This window comes from Mycobacterium bulgaricum (assembly GCF_041287165.2).
Lineage (GTDB): Bacteria > Actinomycetota > Actinomycetes > Mycobacteriales > Mycobacteriaceae > Mycobacterium > Mycobacterium bulgaricum.
In genome coordinates this window covers 96739-116241 of the sequence record NZ_JBGGKV020000006.1, presented here as the reverse complement: position 1 = coordinate 116241, position 19503 = coordinate 96739, and the positions used below count along the sequence as shown (strand labels likewise).

Annotated in this window: 21 protein-coding genes; 8 read left to right on the top strand and 13 right to left on the bottom strand. The window is 63.9% G+C overall.

What is annotated here, in order from left to right; translation table 11 throughout:
• Complete coding sequence (locus tag ACAG24_RS17665; RefSeq protein ID WP_370473979.1) at positions 1-900, top strand: tyrosine-type recombinase/integrase; 900 nt, start codon at positions 1-3, stop codon at positions 898-900.
• Here the strand turns inward: ACAG24_RS17665 and ACAG24_RS17660 are convergent.
• Complete coding sequence (locus tag ACAG24_RS17660; RefSeq protein ID WP_370473978.1) at positions 897-1532, bottom strand: hypothetical protein; 636 nt, start codon at positions 1530-1532, stop codon at positions 897-899. The genes ACAG24_RS17665 and ACAG24_RS17660 overlap by 4 nt on opposite strands.
• A gap of 1906 nt (positions 1533-3438) precedes the next feature.
• On the opposite strand from ACAG24_RS17660, the gene ACAG24_RS17655 reads away from it, so the two are divergent.
• Entirely contained in the window at positions 3439-3699 is a 261-nt protein-coding gene (locus tag ACAG24_RS17655) for a hypothetical protein (protein ID WP_370473977.1), read from the top strand.
• Here ACAG24_RS17655 and ACAG24_RS17650 read toward each other — a convergent pair.
• Positions 3696-3932: a hypothetical protein gene (locus ACAG24_RS17650; RefSeq protein WP_370473976.1), complete on the bottom strand. Its 237-nt coding sequence runs from the start codon at positions 3930-3932 to the stop codon at positions 3696-3698. The two genes, ACAG24_RS17655 and ACAG24_RS17650, sit on opposite strands and share 4 nt — an antisense overlap.
• 610 nt (positions 3933-4542) lie before the next feature.
• Between ACAG24_RS17650 and ACAG24_RS17645 the strand changes: the two genes are divergently transcribed.
• The 5 genes from ACAG24_RS17645 (at position 4543) to ACAG24_RS17625 (ending at position 9631) form a co-directional block, all read left to right on the top strand.
• Positions 4543-5910, top strand: a complete 1368-nt coding sequence (locus tag ACAG24_RS17645) for a terminase large subunit domain-containing protein (protein WP_370473975.1) — start codon at positions 4543-4545, stop codon at positions 5908-5910.
• An 11-nt stretch (positions 5911-5921) separates the two neighbouring features.
• Positions 5922-7268: a phage portal protein gene (locus tag ACAG24_RS17640; protein WP_370473974.1), complete on the top strand. Its 1347-nt coding sequence runs from the start codon at positions 5922-5924 to the stop codon at positions 7266-7268.
• A 105-nt stretch (positions 7269-7373) separates the two neighbouring features.
• Positions 7374-7823, top strand: coding sequence for a hypothetical protein (locus ACAG24_RS17635; RefSeq protein ID WP_370473973.1), 450 nt, complete (start codon positions 7374-7376; stop codon positions 7821-7823).
• 130 nt (positions 7824-7953) lie between these two features.
• Positions 7954-8826 carry a phage major capsid protein gene (locus ACAG24_RS17630; RefSeq protein WP_370473972.1) on the top strand — a complete coding sequence of 291 codons (873 nt, stop codon included), beginning with the start codon at positions 7954-7956 and terminating at the stop codon, positions 8824-8826.
• Between the two features lie 664 nt (positions 8827-9490).
• Positions 9491-9631 (top strand): hypothetical protein, encoded by a 141-nt coding sequence (locus ACAG24_RS17625; protein ID WP_370473971.1) that lies wholly within the window; start codon positions 9491-9493, stop codon positions 9629-9631.
• Between the two features lie 225 nt (positions 9632-9856).
• Here the strand turns inward: ACAG24_RS17625 and ACAG24_RS17620 are convergent, their stop codons facing one another.
• The 3 genes from ACAG24_RS17620 to ACAG24_RS17610 all read right to left on the bottom strand — a co-directional run bounded on the left by ACAG24_RS17620 (position 9857) and on the right by ACAG24_RS17610 (position 12033).
• On the bottom strand, positions 9857-10354 hold the full coding sequence (locus ACAG24_RS17620) for a hypothetical protein (protein WP_370473970.1): 498 nt from the start codon (positions 10352-10354) through the stop codon (positions 9857-9859).
• Between the two features lie 46 nt (positions 10355-10400).
• Entirely contained in the window at positions 10401-10802 is a 402-nt protein-coding gene (locus tag ACAG24_RS17615) for a hypothetical protein (RefSeq protein ID WP_370473969.1), read from the bottom strand.
• A 145-nt stretch (positions 10803-10947) separates the two neighbouring features.
• Complete coding sequence (locus ACAG24_RS17610) at positions 10948-12033, bottom strand: M24 family metallopeptidase (protein WP_370473968.1); 1086 nt, start codon at positions 12031-12033, stop codon at positions 10948-10950.
• A 33-nt stretch (positions 12034-12066) separates the two neighbouring features.
• Here ACAG24_RS17610 and ACAG24_RS17605 point away from each other — a divergent pair, with 33 nt between their 5' ends.
• Positions 12067-12675: a B-4DMT family transporter gene (locus ACAG24_RS17605; RefSeq protein WP_370473967.1), complete on the top strand. Its 609-nt coding sequence runs from the start codon at positions 12067-12069 to the stop codon at positions 12673-12675.
• 15 nt (positions 12676-12690) lie between these two features.
• On the opposite strand, the gene aroB is transcribed toward ACAG24_RS17605, so the two are convergent.
• The 8 genes from aroB to ruvX are packed head-to-tail and all read right to left on the bottom strand — an operon-like array spanning position 12691 to position 19502.
• A complete protein-coding gene (aroB, locus tag ACAG24_RS17600) occupies positions 12691-13776 on the bottom strand; it encodes a 3-dehydroquinate synthase (protein WP_370473966.1) in 1086 nt (361 codons plus the stop codon).
• Positions 13773-14435 carry a shikimate kinase gene (locus ACAG24_RS17595; protein WP_445206208.1) on the bottom strand — a complete coding sequence of 221 codons (663 nt, stop codon included), beginning with the start codon at positions 14433-14435 and terminating at the stop codon, positions 13773-13775. Before ACAG24_RS17595 ends, aroB begins: the two co-directional genes overlap by 4 nt.
• Positions 14435-15649, bottom strand: coding sequence for a chorismate synthase (gene aroC / locus ACAG24_RS17590; protein WP_370473965.1), 1215 nt, complete (start codon positions 15647-15649; stop codon positions 14435-14437). Before aroC ends, ACAG24_RS17595 begins: the two co-directional genes overlap by 1 nt.
• A 49-nt stretch (positions 15650-15698) precedes the next feature.
• Complete coding sequence (locus tag ACAG24_RS17585) at positions 15699-16442, bottom strand: alpha/beta hydrolase (RefSeq protein WP_370473964.1); 744 nt, start codon at positions 16440-16442, stop codon at positions 15699-15701.
• A gap of 41 nt (positions 16443-16483) precedes the next feature.
• A complete protein-coding gene (locus ACAG24_RS17580; RefSeq protein ID WP_445206207.1) occupies positions 16484-16897 on the bottom strand; it encodes a prepilin peptidase in 414 nt (137 codons plus the stop codon).
• 42 nt (positions 16898-16939) lie between these two features.
• A complete protein-coding gene (locus ACAG24_RS17575) occupies positions 16940-17731 on the bottom strand; it encodes a shikimate dehydrogenase (protein ID WP_370473963.1) in 792 nt (263 codons plus the stop codon).
• Between the two features lie 3 nt (positions 17732-17734).
• Positions 17735-18982 (bottom strand): endolytic transglycosylase MltG, encoded by a 1248-nt coding sequence (locus ACAG24_RS17570; RefSeq protein ID WP_370473962.1) that lies wholly within the window; start codon positions 18980-18982, stop codon positions 17735-17737.
• On the bottom strand, positions 18975-19502 hold the full coding sequence (gene ruvX / locus ACAG24_RS17565; RefSeq protein WP_370473961.1) for a Holliday junction resolvase RuvX: 528 nt from the start codon (positions 19500-19502) through the stop codon (positions 18975-18977). The genes ACAG24_RS17570 and ruvX overlap by 8 nt, the downstream gene beginning before the upstream one ends.
• Position 19503: the final 1 nt, after the last annotated feature.

Here is a 19503-nt window from a genome sequence, read left to right as displayed (position 1 = left end):
ATGCCCGAACCTTTGCCAGAACTCCGTCCCCTGCTGGACTCGTGGGAACTGTCCCTGAGGGCTGTCAACAAATCGCCCACCACGATTACCAGCTACAAGCGGGGCGTACGCCTGTTCATCGAGTGGTGCGAAAGGACCGAACACCGGGCAGAGCTTACCCGCCCCCTTGTACAGACCTACATTGCCGAGCTGATCGAAGAAGGCAAAGAGGCCAATACGGTACGTCTGCGGCTGGCGGCACTTCGAGCGTTCGCCCGCTGGCTCGTGGAAGAGGCCGAGCTGAGCGACGACCCGCTAGTGGGCATCAAGCAGCCCAAGATCCCCACCAAGGTCGTTGAAGCACTCACCGATGACCAACTTCGGGACCTGATCGCGGCCTGCAAAGGGAAGGGTCTGCGGGACCGCAGGGACGAGGCCATTGTGCGCCTGATGGCGGAGACGGGTATCCGATCAAATGAGCTAATCGCACTCGCCGTATCTGATCTGGACCTGCAACGCGGTCTGGTCACCATTCGTCGCGGCAAGGGCGCGAAAGGGCGCATCGCTCCGTTTGGACCGCAGACTGCTGCGGCGTTGGACCGCTACCTGAGAATGCGACGCAGTCACAAGCTCGCGGACACTGACGCGTTGTGGGTTGGAGTTGGCGGGAAGTCGTTCGCCTACTTCGGTCTGAATGACACGCTGCGGGACCGAGCAACACGTGCGGGCATCGGCGGATTCCATCTGCATTTGCTTAGACATACTTTCGCTACGCGGTGGTTGCGTAGCAATGGTTCCGAGGGCGGCTTGATGGCCGTCGCGGGTTGGTCTAGCCGGTCAATGGTGGACCGCTACACAGGTGCGAGTGCGTCTGAGAGGGCAGCGGTTGAGGCTCGCGGTCTGGGGTTGGGCGACCTCTAAGAACGTTGTTCTTCGATCTTCGCGAGATCGTAGGTGATCACCAAATTTTCGTTGCTTGACCGGCTGACAGCGGGTCCGGGGGTCGAGAGGGCGACCTGATCTGTGAACAGCACGACGTGCGCAAGATCAATTGCGGAGGGCACCATTTTCTGTTCGCAGACGGCGTTACGGATGGCCTGTATGTGCTGCTCAACTTGCAGTAAAAACGGGTTGCCGTTTGCCGGTCCGATGTCACTGGTCACAGCGACGTAAAGCCCAACAGGCGAACCCTTTTCATACTTGATCATCGTTTCCGCCGTCTCAAACTCCGCTCTGTTGCGGTGGGCTACATGCCCGTGACGCCAGTCCATGATCCGGTCATGGGTCCTGATGCCCGCCTCACCGGCAACGTCTAGTACGAACTGTTTGAACGGCACCGGGCGTTCGAACTGGCTCTGATCAGCACGGCTATAGGCGATCACTGCGGCTTCCCATAGACCCCGACGTTGATACACAGAGGAGGGCTTGTCCGGGAGTTGTCGCCGTTCATGCAGCATCATGTCGGCAAGCATCAAATCTGCCCACACTGAAGTCCAGTTCTCAACTTCGTTGCAAGGGGTACCGGTCGCTATAGACCATTGCTCTGCGGACATGCTTCGAAGCTACCGCGAGCGGATGACACGGCTTTTAGTGGTTAACGTCGGCGGGCCTGCGCCGACCTTAGGGCCATCCGCTGGTAATGGGCCTTGCGGGCGTTCTCGGCCCTCCTTGCTCGTTCAGCGGGGAGCAACTTGCCCTCCGGGTCTACCTGCTTCTCAAACTTCTCCATCATGGCTAGGCGTGCGGGAAGTGTTCGTGCTGAGCGGTCTTCGCAGTTCGCCCAAGATTCGTTAGCGGCGATCTGCGCCCGTAGGGTGCGTTCGGATGGTGTCAGCGTTGTGCTCATTACCTCAAGTGGAATGAACGCCTGTTCTACGGAACTGAAGCCACTCCCACGCGCGTGAGACCAACGCATTTTTGCGGGTGACGTTTCAGTTCTGGCCCCCATCCTGTGGGGTACCGTCACCCCTGGGCAGGCAATCAACATGTGCCTGTTCGACGGGCGCGCAGTCCACCCCGAGTTTGGGATCAAACTGCCTGCACTCCCAATGGATCACACTAAATGTGGCGAACATCACATTGACTTTGCGTCGATTCTGTGAATCTGCCGACTAGACTGACCTTAGAGAGCAAAGATGATGACTAGCAACGCAACCCGCCGCACCGGCGGTGGCACGCACACCGTGTTCAGGCATCACAAGCCGAGCGACTTCCGCCCAGCGGGCAGGTCGTACAAGCCGAACACTTATAAGCGTAAGTAGCACAAGGACTTTCAAAAAGCGGGCAGGTTCGGCGCTATAACCGGACGTGGTGGACGACCCTCTAGTATTTCCAACGCACCGCCGTAATGGGACATCGAAAGGGACGGGCGGAAACTTGTTTCCGTCAACCGGGTGGCATTAAAGGCGTACTCACCCTAAGCGGATCTGAAATGACCGTGAGCGACCCCTAGGCCGAAATTCGTTGACGTCCAGCAGTATTAAATACTAGGAACTCCAACTAATTGATTCATTTCCGCCCGAGGTGCATGAGCGAAGCGAAGGAACCGAGCACACAAAATCGGAACTTCTGAAATCACGTCGCCAATTTTACGTAGGTGGTGTTCCTCGCCCGCTCGGAACAGTTGATCAACGTTCGGAGCCTGACGGCCCCTCAACCCCTCCGGGCTGTTACGAAACTGCGGCAGCCCACGGAACGCAACCGTCCCCGACAAAGAGGGATCAAAAGAAGATTCACCTTTCGGAACTTGCCTCGCTTGGCGACGTAACGGCCCGTTGGCAAGGTGATCAGTCGAGTAACGGTGGCCCGGACGACGGGTAGGTAAGCAGCCCGCACGAATAGCCCGGGTTGGTCACGGGGTCTTGTCTAGAGATTGATCGGTTCCAGTCGCTTCGCTCCTTTCACCTACAGGGAATGGCCGCTGACGCGGCCCCAGAAGCTAAACCCGACACATTCCCTTATCCCTGCCATAAAACCCCGGCACAGGACCGATACAAGCCCATTACGCCCACGATCAGGAGCAGAGCCGTGGAAGAAACCATCTATAGGTGCCAGCGCTGCGGAGAACGCGTGCTACCCGGTGACGGATACCTTCACACCACGGGCGTGACCCACTGGGCGATCCACCACAAGGAATGCGCCCCGGACCTCACGAACCAAGTGTGTTTCGGTATTCCCCGCCATTGGAGTGACCTTCTCACTTCGCACTACTGGCTGTCTCAGCAGCACAACGTGAACATGAACGCAGTGACCCGATGAGCGCCCACTTCGAACCCCAGTTGGTGAAGCGGACACGTCCCACACGCCCGACACGTGAGATCAACCCTCACAACGTGCATCTGATCGGTGGCCCCGCCGTATTCGATCTAGTCATCGACGCCGGTACCGCCGAACCGGTGACCACCATCCGGTTGACCGCCGACCTAGCCGCACACCTCCGGGCGAAGCTTAACCAGAAGAATGCAGGTGATTCCCTTGTCGGACAGTGACATCGGCGACGAGATCCCAACACACGGCCTGAACGCAATCGCAGCATTCAAGCACGGCCCCGGCTACGTCCTATCCCTCATGGATGATGACGGCACCCTCACCACTTACACCCTGTCCGGGCCGCGATTGCGACAGGTAGCAACCGTCATCGCTAACGCCGTTCAGGGCATCCCCAGCGGACTCGCTGATGTGCTAGGTGAACGCGGCTCGAACCGCCGCCCTGAGCGTTAGTCCCTGCGTCGCGTCACCTCATCTTCGTTCTTGAACGTGAGTTCTTCGCCGGACTCTAAGGTCACATAGACCCCGGTCCATTCCCGACTTGGCTCGCCCGGTTGCGGCTCTTCTCGATGCGAGCCTTGCCCGAACTTCCGGGTATCGGCGACCTTGACCGATTCGCTGGTCTCAGGGTGCTTGATCGTGTTGCCGACGCCGATTCGATCAGCCCTGATCTGTTCCTCTGCCATAGCCGAGTGTTGCACGACCAGAAGGCCGGGAAAGCGAAACGAACATGAAGGTATGCGTCGAATGTGGGACGCCCTGTGAAGGATCACGGTGCCCCGACCACAAGCGGCGCAGAACGCAGGCCAGTGCGACAGCAAGAGGCTATCCCGCTTGGTGGGCACGGCTATCGGCCCGGGCACGACAGTTACAGCCGTGGTGCTCAGACTGCCTGACGCCAGGCACAGCGGACAATCCGCTCACTCTTGACCACTCCCCACAAGCTTGGACGCTTGTCGGACAAGGCAAGCGCCTAACCCTGAAGCACGTCGCCGCAGGCCTGCTCACCGTGGTCTGTGCGGAGTGCAATCGGAAGCGTGGTGCGTCACGTGGACAGCACGTGAGCCGACCCTACGCGTAGATTCCGTGTCTTTGCAGGTCAGCGCCTTGCGATGCGGTGACTGTTGGACCTGGGGAGTACCCCCTGACCAGCGACAACAGCGGACGCCCACGCGATAGCAAAGTTCGGATTACTCTCCCGAAGGACTCAGCAAAATGCACGCCGGACCTAAGGCAGCGGTTTCCGTTGCGCCCTTGAGCTTTCGGGGGTTCCCGCGTGACCGTGCGAAGCGTCGTATGCGTTTCATTCAGTCGTATTTGACGGTTCCTCGCGGTGCTGGCGTGGGCCGCAAGGTGCGGTTGAGGACGTTTCAGCGGGACATCATTGCGGGTGCATTCGGTGACGGTGTACGTACGGCGCTCGTAAGTATTCCAAGGGCCAACGGCAAGACCATGTTGGCGGCGTTTCTGGCCCTCGCCGAGATGTTCGTTGGTCCGCCGTCTGCTGAGGTGATCGTGGTTGCGTCTGACCTCCGTCAGGCGTCCATCGTCTTGAAGTACGCAAAGCGCATTGTTGAGTTGAATCCTGTTCTCGCCGAACGCGTGCAGGTGTATTCCGATCACCTGTATCTGCCTGAGAACGACGCCACCCTGTTGCCTCTACCGGCTGAGCCTGGCGCGTTGCATGGTCATGACCCGTCGTTGCTGATCGTGGATGAGTTGCACGTGGTGACTGAGGCTGTGTGGGAGGCCATCACGTCGATGGCCGGTAAGCGTCCTGAGTCGCTCACTTTGGCTATCTCGACGCCTGCCAGTTCGGCGGATTCGGTGATGTGGCGGTTGGTGGAGCATGGCCGCAGCGGTACCGATCCGGCGTTCTATTTCCGCGAGTTCGCGGCACCTGAAGGCTGCGACGCCGATAACCGTGAGGCGTGGCGCATCGCTAACCCGGCATTGTCCTGTGAGAACCCGTTCCTCGCCGAGGATGGTATCGCGGCTGTTCGTAAGACACTGAGGGAACCTGTTTTTCGTCAGCTTCGGTTGGGTCAGTGGGTCACTGGTGTTGACGGTTGGTTGCCGTTCGGTGCTTGGGAAGCATGTGCGTCTGAGCAGAGCATCCGTGGCCCCATCGTGGCGGGTTTCGACGGTTCCGCGTCTGGTGACAGCACCGCCCTTGTGGGCTGCACCATGGACGGGCACCTGTTCTTGATCGGCCTCTGGGAGAACGACGGCACACCTGACTATCGAGTGCCCCGCGAACGCGTCAGTGATGCAGTCGATTTGATGTTCGACCGCTACGAAGTTCTGTCTCTTGCCTGTGACCCGTGGGGTTGGCGGTCTGAGATTGAGCAGTGGGGTAAGAGGCACGGGACAAAGCGCGTTGTCGAATACAACACGGGTTTCGTTGGTCGTATGGCACCGGCGACTGACCGCCTGTATCAGGCCATCGTGGACGGTTCGGTGACTCAGGATGGTGATCCGCGTCTTGCCGCGCACGTCGCGCATTGTGTTGCCCGCCCGACTGCGCAGGGTGACGTGATCATGAAGGACAAGCGTGGTTCGCCGCGCAAGGTTGACGCCGCCGTGGCCGCGATCATCGCCTACGACCGCCGCGCCTGGCATCTGGCGAACCCTAAGAAGCATCTTCGGGCTGCATCGTTCTAAGAGGACTACTAATGACTGATGATCTGATTGGCCTTCTACAGGCCCTCGATTCGCGACAGTACCGATACGGGCTGTTGGACAACTACTTTCAGGGTGTGAGCCCGCTCAGCTTTTTGAGTCGTGAGGCTAAGGTAGCGCTGAAGAACTTCGATCAGCTAAGTAGCAACCTGTGCCGTACTGCTGTCCTGTCCCTGCAGGAGCGATTGCGTCCCAGTGGTATTGAGGGCTGCGACGCGTGGACATTGTTTGAGTACAGCGATTTGGATCAGTTGGCGGCGCAGGTTCACAAGGATGCGCTTCTGTACGGCGTCGGTTATGCGCTCGTGTGGGAGGACGCCAGCGGTAATCCTCGCGCCACGGTCGAGTCTCCGAAGCAGGTGACAGTTCAGCGTGACCCGGTGACACGTGACATCACTAAGGCAGTGAAGCGCGTTCGTACCGGCAAGACGACTGAGGCGTGGGTGTACTACCCCGACCGGGTAGAGCACTGGCGCGCATTGACGCCGTCAGCCGGTAACGCCGGATATGAACTCATGGAGACTGTGCCGCACAGTCTCGGCTTGGTGCCTGTCGTGGCTATCGGTCACGAGGACAAGGCCAGCGCAATTGATGATCTGCTGACCATTCAGGACGGTATCAACAAGCTCCTTACCGACATGCTCGTTGCAAGCGAGTACGCCGGTCGCCCGAGGAGGTTTGCAACCGGTATCGAGTTGAGGGAAGCACCGAAGCTGGACGCCAACGGCGACGTGGTCACCGATCCAGACAGCGGCGAAGTGGTGATGGAAGCTCAGAACCCGTTCCCTGAGGAAAACAGGATGATGATCAGTGAGGCGGCTGAGTCGCGTTTCGGCGCTCTGCCTGCCGCTGACCTTAGGACTTTCGAATCTGGTGTTCGTGTCCTCATCTCGCAGGCGATGATGGTTAGCGGCCTGCCCGCGCATTATGTTGGGCTACTGCAGGACTCGGTGACGAGTGCCGATGCGTTGCGTGCCGCCGAGGCAGCGTTGGTGGCCCGTGCTGAGGCGCGTCAGCGTCAGTTCGGCGTGGGTTGGGAGCAGGTGGCCCGCCTGCTGATCGCGGTTCGCGACAACGTCGACCCGCACACCGTGACGGCCCGCTGCGTCTGGAGTCCAGCCGATACGCGTAGTCAGGCCCAGGAGGCGGATTACGCAGTAAAGCTGTACCAGGCAGGCATCCTGTCCCGTCGAGGCGTCCTCAAGCGTCTCGGCCTAAGCGAAGACGAGATTGCCGAGGAGTTGACAGCGTCGACCGCTGAGCAGATGGCCGTTGCAGATGCCAGGGCCGCGAACATGGCATCCGAAATGGGCTTGTTCAGGAGTAAGAACATCGCCTGATTGCCTCTGTGCTGTAACCGGCACATGGACTTATGCACACCCCGCCTGTTTGTAGCCCAGCGTGGACTACAGCCCCCGCGAACCACTATTGAGAGGACGGCCCCGATGGCTGCAGAAGATGATCCGGCACTGAACGAGCCCGAGGTAACTGCAGGGCATCCCGAGGATGAACCCGAAAGCGACCCGAAGCACGAGGACCACCCCGAGGCTGATGACGCCGAGACGTTCCCCCGCGAGTATGTCGAGAAGCTGCGCAAGGAATCCAAGGGTTACCGCGAGCGGGCGAAGACCGCTGAGGCCAACCTGGATGCGACGCTCCGTGAGCTGTTCCGTTTCAAGGTTGAGCGCAACGGCAAGCTGGCGGACCCCGAAGACCTGAAGTATGACGCCGAACTACTGGCCGATGATGACGCACTCGACGCCGCCGTCGATGACCTATTGGCTAAGCATCCCCACTACGCCAAGCGCAAGGTTGGTGGCACGGTGGGTCAGGGTGTGACCGGCACCAAGGACGAACCATTCTCCCTCATGGGGCGGCTTTCGCAGGCCGTGTAGTAGTACAATAGTAGTTAGAGATCCAATGCGATTGACTCGCAACCCTTCTCATTCCTGAGCCTGATGCTCATTACCTGAACTCCTGTCCTGATGACAGTGGTATCCGTCTGTAACACAAGGACATTCAGAAATGGCAATTCAGACTCCCGCCAATAACCCATCACTTACCGCCGCCGAGGTAGCCAAGCTCCTAGTCGAGCCGCTTGAGCAGCAGAGCACGTTCCTGTCGGCTGGCCCTCAGATCATCGACAGCTCTGGCCCGGTTCGTGTGCCGCGCATCGCATCCGGCGCTTCGGCCAATTTCGTCGCGGCAGGCGCACAGATCACCGACTCCAACGTCACCTTTGATGAGGTGCAGTTGCTTCCGAGCACTTTGAAGGGCATTAAGTCGCTGACCAAGCTGAGCAACGAACTGATCCGCGAGTCGGCGCACACTGTCGGCGCTCTTGAGCAGGTCGTCCAGACGCGTTTGGTCACCGACGTGTCGAACGTGCTTGACGCCGCACTGTGGGATGGCACTGGTACTAGCGACACCATCAAGGGCATTCTTCGCCAGACCGGCATTCAGACCGGCGTCCTGGACTTGGCCGACCCAGATAGCCTGATTGACGGTCTCGCCGCAGCGCAGGGCAACCACGTCTCCCCGACGCACTGGGTGATGACCCCTGCAGCTTTCGCCGCGATTCGTAAGGTGAAGGTTGGTACCGGTGACCGCCGCTACGTGATCGAACCGAACACCATTGCCAACGGCGTTGGATTCCAGCTCTTCGGACTACCGGTCATCGTTACCGACTACATCGGCAACGTTGGTACCGCACCGGGTAAGGCACGCGTGGCACTGGTCGACTTCTCCAAGGTTGTTGTTGCCCGCGACCAGAACCCTTCGGTGACTGTGCTTGATCAGACTTTCGGCGACTACGACACTGTCGGCATTCGTGTGACGGCTCGTTTCGATGTTGCTGTTCTGCAGGCTAAGGCTGTCACTCTGTTGACTGAGGCGTAATCATGCCAGCGGCAACGTATTCTGACCTTGCCGCACTGATGGGCAGGGCGGTTAACCCGGAGCAGGGCAACGCCGTTATTCAGAACATCACGGCAATGGTCAAGGCATACACCCGTCGCGAGGGATTCGCGGACGGGGTACCTAACGACGAGTTGCGGGCAGTGATCCTGTCCGCAGCATGCCGAATGATCGCTAACCCGCGTGGCATCGACCTAGCGGAGAGCGTTGGACCACAGTCGGTTTCGTTCCGTGGTGCGTTCACCGGGTGGACGGTTGCTGAGACGTTCACTCTGAACAGGTACCGCAAGAGGGCAGAATAGTGGCTACGGCACAGGTATTCCGCCCGCAGAGGGACAATTTTAAGGGTCAGATCATCGGCAAGCTTGAGGACTACCACATCGGTGATGTGACCGGCGTTGTGATAGGTGGCCCGTCAGTGCAGCCCGTCCGCAACTTTTGGGGCACTGTCTCGACTGAGGGTCTAATCGGGATTCCGTTCGATCAGGAGTCCGGGGTGGTCGTGGAGCAGCACGACCGCCTGGTGGTCGACGGGCATCTGTACGCGGTGATCTCAGATCGGCTATGGACCGGTGAGAACACATTGACGGGGACAACCCCGTCTCACTACTGGGTGGAAGCCCGTTCGACTACTTAAGGATTCAACATGACTGAACGAAACGTCCGTGTCAGCGGCACTGCCGATAGGTACTACGCCGTCGCGCCGTTCACCGGCAAGGACGGCAAGGCCGCTGAGGAGAAGTTCCAGCGCCGTGCCGAAGAGGCTGCGAAGAACGAACACAAGTAGAAGACAACGCACCGTGGCTTATTGGCGTTTGCCTGCGGTGCGTAGGGTGCAGAACTTTTGGGAGATTGGGACGCACCCGAGCACACGCCCCCGGGTTCCCCCGATTCACTCCCGAGGTTGAGCCGGGGGCGTTGTGTATCAGCTTCCCGTCAGATGCGGGAAGGGTGTAGTTAGTCGGGCTGCATCCCGATGTGGTGCCCTCGTGGTCTGCGGACTGCGGGGGCATCACCATGTCGTTGGTGGGGGCGGAATGCTGAAGCCGTGCGCGGTTAGCCACGTATCCCAATCGTCAACAGCCTGGGTCGCAATCTCAAGCGCGTCGTATTCGATTCCGTCAGCATCAAGAGTCCATACGACGGTGCTGTATCCCGGCACAGTGGGCTGATTTCCCCACGTTTGAGCCATTTTCTTGTGAATGCGCTGGCGCGTGACGATGGCATGCCCGGACTTCCGGCCTGTGACGGCACTGGTCTTGGTGTGGCCAAAGTGCTTCGCGCCGTTAGATAAGTCAGCGCAGATGGCGACGGCGAGGGACCATTCACTGCTTTGTTGGTTCTTGAAGACCAGCTTGCTTGCGTCTGGGCTCTTATCCGTTTGTCGGTTCATCCAGTACATGAGGTTCAAGACCTGGTGGCAGAAGTCGGTGAGAACATCCCGTGCGTCGATGTGGGGAGTGCTCGTCTTGGCGGCTGCCTGGCATAGCTGATCGAAGGCGCGTCGCATGCGCCTGTACTGATGGGGCCAACTTTCGTTGAGCACGGGTGTCCCTTTACTGCTTGTACCGATCCGGCACACTCGTCTTCAACTGCTCGTTGATCCGGCTAACGAGCGATAGCTCGTGCTCCGTCTTCGCCTGAGCGTCCTGGGCTGCTCTGTGCGCTTGCTGGGCGGCGTCCGCTAGTTCGCGGTCCCATCGTTTGATGTTCGTCGCTGCTGCGTCGATGCTGGACGTCTTCAGAGCCCAGCCACGTGCGTACTGGCCGTCTTCTAGTACGTGAAACCCGTATCTAGCCAGGAGGACAATTTCGAAGTCGTTCACTGAGCGCGAGAATCCCACCCGTATGGGGTAGGTGTCGCTGGGCTGCCCTCCGCCGTTGAACCAGCGGTTCGAGTAGACGTATTCCGATGGCAGCTCGACGGCGGCGACGTAGAGCGGAGCAGGCTGGCTCATCAGGTACCCCTGTTTCAGTGGCGGAGACTGCCAATTTTACAGGTGTGTGATTTACCTCGCATAGACCGTTAGCTGATCCCCAAGATAATCAGCGCGCAGCGGTTAGCCATATCGCCTGTTTACGCAGGTCAAGCACAACGCTAACCTAGCTGAGAATCACCAGCTCCTTGGGGAACCGGGTGAGTAGTTCGGGGCGCTTGGCGACCACGAGCGTGTCTTCGATGCGGACACCGCCGCGGTCGGGCAGGTAGACACCGGGCTCCACGGTCACCGCAGAGCCAGCAAGCAGTGTACCGGCGGCTGAGGCGTTGATTCCCGGCGCTTCGTGGATCTGCAGCCCGACCCCGTGGCCGAGGCCGTGACCGAAGTTGTCCGCAAAGCCCGCGTCGGCGATGACCTGCCGCGATGCCCCGTCGACGTCCTTGAGGCCGACACCGGGCGCCAACGCCTCACGGCCCGCGCGCTGGGAATCGGCGACCAGGTTGTAGATGTCGCGCTGCCATTCGGCGATCGGGGCCAGCACGAAGGTGCGCGTCATGTCCGAGTGGTAGCCGGCCACCAGTGCGCCGAAGTCGATCTTCACGAAGTCTCCGGCGGCGAGCACCGCGTCGGTGGGCCGGTGATGCGGGACGGCCGAGTTCGCCCCCGCGGCGACGATGGTCTCGAACGACGCGCCGTCGGCGCCGTGCACGAGCATCAACGCCTCCAGCTCGTTGCGCACCTCCTTCTCGGTACGCCCCGCACGCAGGCCACCACCTTCGACGAGGTCCTTCAGCGCCGCGTCGGCCGCCTCGCAGGCCAGCCGCAGCAGCGCGACCTCGCCGGCGTCCTTGATCTCCCGCAGCCCTTCGATCATGCCCGCAGCCCGCACGAACTCGCAGCTGTCGCCCGCGGCCCGCGTCAGCGCCGCGAACCCGTCGACCGTGACGACGTGGCTCTCGAACCCGAGTTTTCGGACGCCCGCCTCCGCGGCCCGCGCCGCCAGATGCGGCCCGCACGCGCGCTCGATCACGACTTCGGCGTCGGGCGCCTGCTGCGCGGCCTGGGTGCGGTAGCGGCCATCGGTGGCAAGCACCGGCGTTTCGTCGTCGGCCAGTACGAGTAGTGCCGCGTTGGACCCCGTGAATCCGGACAGGTAACGCACGTTGACCAGGTCGGATACCAGAATGGCGTCCAGCTCGGCCGCCGCGAGTTGCTGACGCAGCCGTTCGCGGCGCGCAGATATCGTCACAGGGGCTGACGCTACTCGCTAAGGTGAGGCCCCATGAGTAAGTGGTTGGTGCGCGGACTGGTGTTTGCAGCTCTCATGGTGATCGTGCGATTGCTGCAGGGAGCCATGATCAACGCGTGGGAGACCAAGGCCGCGATGATCAGCGCCATCCTTGTCGCGCTGTACGCGCTCGTGGTGTTGATCTGGGGTTATGCCGACGGCCGGGCCGACGCCCGCAAAAATCCCGACCCCGACCGCCGCGACGATCTGGCGATGACGTGGCTGCTGGCCGGCCTGTTCGCCGGTGTGGTCAGCGGTGCGGTCGCCTGGCTGATCGGCTTGTTCTACAAGAACCTCTACGTCGAGGGCCTCATCAACGAGATCACCACGTTCGCGGCGTTCACCGCGCTGCTGGTGTTCGTGTTCGCGATCATCGGCGTCGCACTCGGCCACTGGTTGGTCGACCGCAAGACCCCCGACCAGCCGCGGCGCCGTGAGGACGACGACCGGGCCGACACCGACGTCTTCGCCGCGGTGCGTGACGACCGGGACCAGCAGGACTACGAGACCCGGCAGACCGGCACCGAAGCCGAGCAGCAGACGTCCTCGGTCGCGGTGGCCGACGATGACCAGACCCGCCCCGTCGATCGGCGCGAGAACTAGCACCGCGGCGATCAGCTACTCGGCGCCCCGCGCCACCTCGGCGTAGGCGGCGGCCAGCAGCGCCGGATCCGGCCCTTCCAGCCGTCCCGGTTTGGCGAGGCCGTCGAGGACGACGAACCGCAGCACACCGGCGCGGGTCTTCTTGTCGCCGAGCATCGATTCCATCAGCTGCGGCAGCGCGTCGGCGTCGTAGGTGACGGGCAACCCCAGCGAGGTCAATATCGCCCGGTGCCGGGCGGCGGTGTCGTCGTCGAGTCGCCCTGCGAGCCTGCCGAGTTCGGCCGCGTACACGAGTCCGACGGACACGGCGGCGCCGTGGCGCCACTGATAGCGCTCTCGGCGCTCGATGGCGTGGGCCAGCGTATGCCCGTAGTTGAGGATCTCGCGCAGGGCGGATTCCTTCTCGTCCGCGGCGACGACCTCGGCCTTGACCGCGACCGCGCGGCGGATCAGCTCGGGCAGCACCGATCCCGCCGGGTCGAGGGCGGCTTCGGGGTCGTCCTCGATCATGTCGAGGATCACGGGGTCGGCAATGAAGCCGGCCTTCACGATCTCGGCCATGCCGGCGACGATCTCATTGCGCGGCAACGATTCCAGGGTCGCGAGGTCTACCAGTACGGCGGAGGGCTGGTGGAACGCGCCGACGAGGTTCTTGCCCGCATCGGTGTTGATGCCGGTCTTGCCGCCGACCGCGGCATCCACCATGCCCAACAGCGTGGTCGGAACGTGCACGATGTCGACACCCCGCAGCCACGTGGCCGCGGCGAACCCGGCGACGTCGGTGGCCGCTCCCCCGCCGAGGCTGACGACCGCGTCTTTACGTCCGATGCCGATGCGGCCCATCACTTCCCAGATGAACCCCACGACGGGCAGCTCTTTTCCGGCTTCGGCGTCGGGAATCTCGATGCGGTGGGCGTCGATCCCCTTCTCCGACAGGTGTTTCCGGACGGCTTCCGCGGTCTGGGTCAGCGTGGGCTGGTGCAGGATCGCGACCTTGTGCCTGCCGTCGAGCACACGGGCCAGCTCGCCGAGCAGGCCCCTGCCGATGATCACCGGATAGGGCGGATCGGTGTCGACCTCTACGGTCACCGGCTCCGTCACTGCGCGTCCTTTCGCATACAGGAAGTGCCGCGTCCTTTTCTTGCCGCGACCGTGGCCGGGCTCGGCGGCGCCTCGGTGGAGGGGGATGCCGACAGCGACAGCGGCGCACGGCGCCAGACCGGCCGACGCCGGCGGCGCTCGGACTTCGCGTCTGGGTTCTCCAGCCGCGCGGCTATGTAACGCACCACCGCGCCCGGATTGCGATGGTTGGTGTTGACCCTGATCGTCGCGACCTGGCGGTACAACGGAACCCGTTCCGCCATGAGCGATTTGAACTTCTCGCTGCGATCGGGGCCGGCAAGCAGCGGCCGAACGGTGGAACCGCCCGTGCGGCGCACCCCTTCGGCAGCGCTGATCTCCAGATAGACCACGGTGTGGCCCGAGAGCGCGTCGCGGACGCCTTCGGTGGTCACCGCGCCGCCGCCCAGCGACAGCACGCCGTCATGGGTGGCGAGCGCGTCGCGGATCACACTCTCCTCGATGCGGCGGAACTCGGGTTCCCCGTCGGTGGCGAAAATGTCGGCGATGGTGCGTCCGGTCGTCTTCTCGATCGCGATGTCGGTGTCGAGCAACGGCAGGTCCATGCTCTTGGCCAGCCGCCGGCCGATCGTGGACTTGCCCGAGCCGGGCAGCCCGATCAGGACCGCTTTCGGCGCCATCAGCCCGACGCCCTCGCGCCGTTGGTGGACGGCTCCCGCTCGGCGACCGCACGCAGGTAACCGTCGATGTTGGCTCGGGTTTCGTTCAGCGAGTCGCCGCCGAACTTTGCGAGCGCGGCGCGGGCGAGCACCAGGGCGACCATCGTCTCGACCACGACCGCGGCCGCGGGCACCGCGCACACGTCGGAGCGCTGGTGGATGGCGACGGCTTCCTCACCGGTGGCCATGTCGATGGTCGCGAGGGCGCGGGGAACGGTGGAGATCGGCTTCATCGCCGCCCGCACCCGGACGGGCTGGCCGTTGGTCATCCCGCCTTCGAGCCCGCCTGCCCGGTTGGTCGAGCGCATCACCCCGTCGGCGCCGGGATAGATCTCGTCGTGGGCGACGCTGCCTCGGCGGCGCGCCGTCTCGAACCCGTCTCCGATCTCGACGCCCTTGATCGCCTGGATGCCCATGACGGCTCCGGCAAGCTGGCTGTCGAGCCTGTTGTCACCGCTGGTGAACGAACCCAGGCCGATCGGCAGCCCGTGCGCGACCACCTCGACCACGCCGCCGAGCGTGTCACCGTCGCGCTTGGCGGCCTCGATCTCGGCGATCATCAGCTCTTCGGCGCCCTTGTCGAAGGCGCGGACCGGGCTGTCGTCGACAGCGGCCAGGTCGGACGCCAGGGGCGGCGGACCGTCATAGGGCTTGGACGCACCAATGGACACGACGTGGGAGACGATCTCGACGCCGAGCGCCTGCTGGAGGAAGGCCCGCGCGACGGTACCTGCCGCGACGCGCGCCGCGGTCTCGCGTGCGCTGGCCCGCTCCAGCACCGGCCGGGCGTCGTCGAAGCCGTACTTGAGCATGCCCGCATAGTCGGCGTGGCCGGGTCGCGGCCTGGTCAGCGGCGCGTTGCGCGCAGCACTGTCGGCCAGTTCGCTGGGATCGACCGGGTCGGGGGCCATCACGGTCTCCCATTTCGGCCATTCGGTGTTGCCGATCTCGATGGCGATGGGACCGCCGAGCGTGACGCCGTGCCGGAGACCCGTCAGCATGGTGACCTGGTCCTGCTCGAACTTCATCCGCGCGCCGCGACCATAGCCGAGGCGGCGCCGGGCCAGCTGGGCGGAGATGTCTGCCGACGTGACGTGGACACCCGCGACCATGCCCTCGACCATGGCCACCAGCGCCCGGCCGTGGGATTCACCTGCAGTAGTCCATCGCAACACGCGGCCCATTTTCGCACGGCAGGCACCCTGCCCCGAAATGGCGACGAACTCAGCTCAGCGCCGGCGTCCTGCGGAGCCAGTCGAGCACGGGTGGCGCCACCTGCTGAACCGCGGACTCCGCGATGATCCAGTGCGGCAGCCCAGGGTGCACCTGATGCTCGGCGCCATAGCGTCGCGCGATCCTGCGCGACATCCACGGGGCGACGTTGCGGTCGGAACCGGCGCTGACACACAGCACCGGACAGCGCACATCGGCCGCCTTGACACGGGTGACCGGCGACCCGAGCAGCAGCGCCCGGAAAGCCCGGCCCGAGTCGCGCACCAGGTCTGGGATGAGCCGCTCCTGCTCGTCGGGGGGCAACGTGTTCAGCGGAACCTTGCGCATCACGTCCGGCGACGGAAGAAAGGGGCGCCCGGCCAGCACGGTCGGCATCAGCGGGACGAAGTCGGGCAGCACGCGCATTTGCGGCCACAGCACCCCGGGCGGGATCGACGCCAGCAGCACCACCGCCAACGGGTCGCGTGCGGCCGCCACCTTCTGCGCCAGCAGACCACCCATGCTGTGTCCGATGACGATCGCCGGTTCGCCGATCGCGTCGTACGCCTCCAGGGCGGCGTCCACCATGTCGGCGACGCCGGTGCGGCTCAGCACGCCGTCATCGGACGGGTCTCGCCCGGGTAATGCCGGTGCGTGGCAACGCAATCCAGCCTCGGTGAAGAACCGTACCCACGGCTCGAGCAGCGATGGCCGCCCGAATATGCCGTGCAGCAACAGGATCGGTGGTTGCGCCATGACTGCGAGTATGGCGGGACAGCAGCGGCGAAGCCATTACCTCAGAGGTAGGCGAGCACCGCCGAGGCCGTCGCTATGCACATCGACGGACCGTGCGGCAGCACCCGCCGCCGACTCGCGAGCCCGGCCAATGTCGTGAACGTGGGCGCACCGAAGGCGGCCAATAGCCACGCCTCCACGCCGAAGGCGCCACTGAGTGCGCCGAGCCCGACGGCCAGCTTCACATCGCCTGCGCCCATTCCGGACGGCGTAAGCAGGTGCACGACGAGATAGGCCGCGGTCAGGACGGCGGCTCCCGTCAGCGAGGCGATGCCGCGGCCGTGCAGGATCGCAGCGATCATCACCGCCACGGCCCCGGGCAACGTCAGCGCGTTGGGAAGTCGATGGTGTCGAATGTCGAACGCGCTCAACGCAACAAGCCACCCGCCCACCGCCACCGCGGCGATCTCCCCCACCTGGCCAGACTAGGGCGGATGCCGAGGTGCCAGGAGCACCAATCAGGAGCCGACCAGCGCGGTCCGCATCGCATCCCTGGGCGCGGGCCTGCCGGTGAACTGCTCCACCTGGGCGAAAGCCTGATTGAGCAACATCTGCAGCCCGCTGACAGCCCGGCCCCCCGCCGCCTCCACCGCCAGCGCCAGCGGTGTGGGCCAGGGGTCGTAGATGGCGTCGAGCAGCACCGGCGTTGCGGCGAGCGACTTCGCATGGGTTGCAGCCACATCGGCGGGAATGGTGCTCACCACGGCAGCGACGTCCCGGACGGGTTGACCGAGCTCGACCCACCGCGCCCCGATCCCGATCCGCTCGGCGAGTGCCACCAACGGTGTTGCCCGGTCGCGATTGCGCGCGACGATCTGGACGTCGGTGACCCCGAGCGCGGCCAGTCCGACCACCGCCGCGGGCGCGGTGCCGCCGGACCCGACGACCGCGGCCGGCCCGCTGACGGACCCCAGCGCCCCCGCGACGCCGTCGACGTCGGTGTTGTCCGCCCGCCAGCCTGTCTCGGTGCGCACCAGCGTGTTCGCCGCACCGACCAGCTTTGCCCGGTCCGTCGCCTCGTCGGCGAACCGTAGGGCGGCGAACTTGCCGGGCATCGTCACCGACACCCCGACCCACTCCGGGCCGAACCCGGCGACCACCGCCGCGAGTTCGTCCTCGGTGCACTCGATGCGGTCGTAGGTCCAATCGCGCAAGCCCAGCGCCCGGTAGGCCGCGAGGTGCAGCTGCGGGGATCGCGAATGCGCGATCGGTGACCCCAGCACAGCGGCCCGGCGCGCCCCGGCGCTCACGGCCTACCGCGCAGAGTCGAGAACGCCATTGCGTCGCGCCACCTCGATGTTCGCCAGGTGTTGTTCGTACTCACGCGTGAACAGCGTCGTGCCCTGCATGTCGATGGTGACGAAGTACAACCAGTCTCCCGGCTCCGGCTGCTCGGCGGCGAGAAGCGCGGGCGCGCCCGGTGAGCAGATCGGCGTCGCGGGAAGGCCCGGGCGCACATAGGTGTTCCACGGCGTGGCCTGAGCCCGGTCCCCGTCGGTGGTGGCGATCTCGATGCGGTCCAGCGCGTAGTTCACCGTCGAGTCGAACTCCAGCGTGCGCCGTTCGGCCAGCCGGTTGTAGATGACGCGGGCCACCTTCGAGAAGTCCTCGGGTGTGGATTCACGCTGCACGAGCGAGGCCACCGTCAGGATCTCGTAGGGCGACATGTTCAGCGCGGTCGCGGTCGTGAGCAGGCCGCTCTGTTCATACTGGCCGGCGCTGGCCGAGATCAGCGTCGACAGAATGGCCTGCGGCTCGGCCGACGGGTCGATGTTCCAGGTGCCGGGGGCGATCAAGCCCTCGAGCCTGCGATGGTCTGCCCCCATCCGGTCGACGGCCTCGGTGGCCCATCCCGGCACCGCCAGATCCGACGGATTCGCCGCGCCCGCAATGTTTTTCAGTTCGTCGGCCGGCACGCACCGACGGTCACCGTCGAGGTCCACGCAGGACGCTTTCGAGATCAGGGTGAGGATGCCGTCGGTGACGGCATTGGTCTTGACGTCGCGGAGGTCGTCGAGCTGCCGCCCTTCGGGAATGACGAGCTTGCCGACGCGGCTGGACGGATCGACGAGGCGCTCGACGGCGCTGGCCGCGGGGATCTCGGTGCGAACCTTGTAGAAGCCGGGCTGGATCGCCGAGATCGCGGTGTTGCCGTCGGCGGCGTCGACGAACGTCTTCACGTTGGCGACCACGTTGCTGTCGTGCAGCGTCTGCCCGATCGCCGTGGTCGAGTCGCCGTCGTGCACCTGGATCACGACGTCGTTGACACCCGATCCCGCGAAATCGTCGGTGGTGCCGCCGAAGAGCGAATGCCACATCTTCGAACCCAGGAACACCGCCACGACGACCACGACGACGAGCATCGACAGCGCGATCACCAGACCGGTCTTGCGCCTGCGCCGGTAGCGCTCCTGGCGGGCGCGCTCGCGCCGCGTCATCTGCCGCCGCGGCGGCCCCACCGCCAAAGGCTCGGCGCGGTCACTCTGCCAGTCGTCAGTCATCCAAGACCTCTCCGTGTGCGGGCAGCGCTGCCCGCCGCTGGTCGAGCCAGTTCTGAAGGATCCCCACCGCCGCGGCCTGGTCGATCACCGACCGTTGACCACGGGCTCGTACTCCTGCCTCCCGCAGAGTGCGCTGCGCGGTCACGGTCGTGAACCGCTCGTCGGCCAGCCGCACCGGCACCGGCGCGATCCGCGACGCCAACAGATCGGCGACCTCCACGGCGTCCTGCGCCGAGGTCCCCGCCCGATCTGCGAGCGTGCGCGGCAGACCGACGACGACCTCCACCGCCTGGTGATCGGCCACCAGCGCGGCCAGCCGTTTCAGATGCCTGCCCGAGCGCTTGTCGCGAGGCACCGTTTCGACGGGTGTCGCCAGGATCGCGTCGGGGTCGCTGATCGCCACGCCTATCCGGACCGTGCCGACATCGACACCGAGGCGGCGACCGCGGCCCGGGTCGGGAGCCGCGTGTGGATCACCAGGCCGGTCGGGCACACGGCTGGTCCAATCGGTGTCGGGCACG

Excerpts from the sequence above, each read along its gene's own strand:
- ACAG24_RS17640 (WP_370473974.1), top strand. The coding sequence starts at position 5,922 with ATGACTGATGATCTGATTGGCCTTCTACAGGCCCTCGATTCGCGACAG.
- ACAG24_RS17655 (WP_370473977.1), top strand. The coding sequence starts at position 3,439 with ATGCAGGTGATTCCCTTGTCGGACAGTGACATCGGCGACGAGATCCCA.
- ACAG24_RS17630 (WP_370473972.1), top strand. The coding sequence starts at position 7,954 with ATGGCAATTCAGACTCCCGCCAATAACCCATCACTTACCGCCGCCGAG.
- ACAG24_RS17650 (WP_370473976.1), bottom strand. The coding sequence starts at position 3,932 with ATGGCAGAGGAACAGATCAGGGCTGATCGAATCGGCGTCGGCAACACG.
- ACAG24_RS17615 (WP_370473969.1), bottom strand. The coding sequence starts at position 10,802 with ATGAGCCAGCCTGCTCCGCTCTACGTCGCCGCCGTCGAGCTGCCATCG.
- ACAG24_RS17645 (WP_370473975.1), top strand. The coding sequence starts at position 4,543 with ATGCGTTTCATTCAGTCGTATTTGACGGTTCCTCGCGGTGCTGGCGTG.
- ACAG24_RS17620 (WP_370473970.1), bottom strand. The coding sequence starts at position 10,354 with ATGCGACGCGCCTTCGATCAGCTATGCCAGGCAGCCGCCAAGACGAGC.
- ACAG24_RS17625 (WP_370473971.1), top strand. The coding sequence starts at position 9,491 with ATGACTGAACGAAACGTCCGTGTCAGCGGCACTGCCGATAGGTACTAC.
- ACAG24_RS17595 (WP_445206208.1), bottom strand. The coding sequence starts at position 14,435 with ATGGCGCCGAAAGCGGTCCTGATCGGGCTGCCCGGCTCGGGCAAGTCC.
- ACAG24_RS17570 (WP_370473962.1), bottom strand. The coding sequence starts at position 18,982 with ATGACTGACGACTGGCAGAGTGACCGCGCCGAGCCTTTGGCGGTGGGG.
- ACAG24_RS17660 (WP_370473978.1), bottom strand. The coding sequence starts at position 1,532 with ATGTCCGCAGAGCAATGGTCTATAGCGACCGGTACCCCTTGCAACGAA.
- ACAG24_RS17635 (WP_370473973.1), top strand. The coding sequence starts at position 7,374 with ATGGCTGCAGAAGATGATCCGGCACTGAACGAGCCCGAGGTAACTGCA.
- ACAG24_RS17585 (WP_370473964.1), bottom strand. The coding sequence starts at position 16,442 with ATGGCGCAACCACCGATCCTGTTGCTGCACGGCATATTCGGGCGGCCA.
- ACAG24_RS17605 (WP_370473967.1), top strand. The coding sequence starts at position 12,067 with ATGAGTAAGTGGTTGGTGCGCGGACTGGTGTTTGCAGCTCTCATGGTG.
- ACAG24_RS17665 (WP_370473979.1), top strand. The coding sequence starts at position 1 with ATGCCCGAACCTTTGCCAGAACTCCGTCCCCTGCTGGACTCGTGGGAA.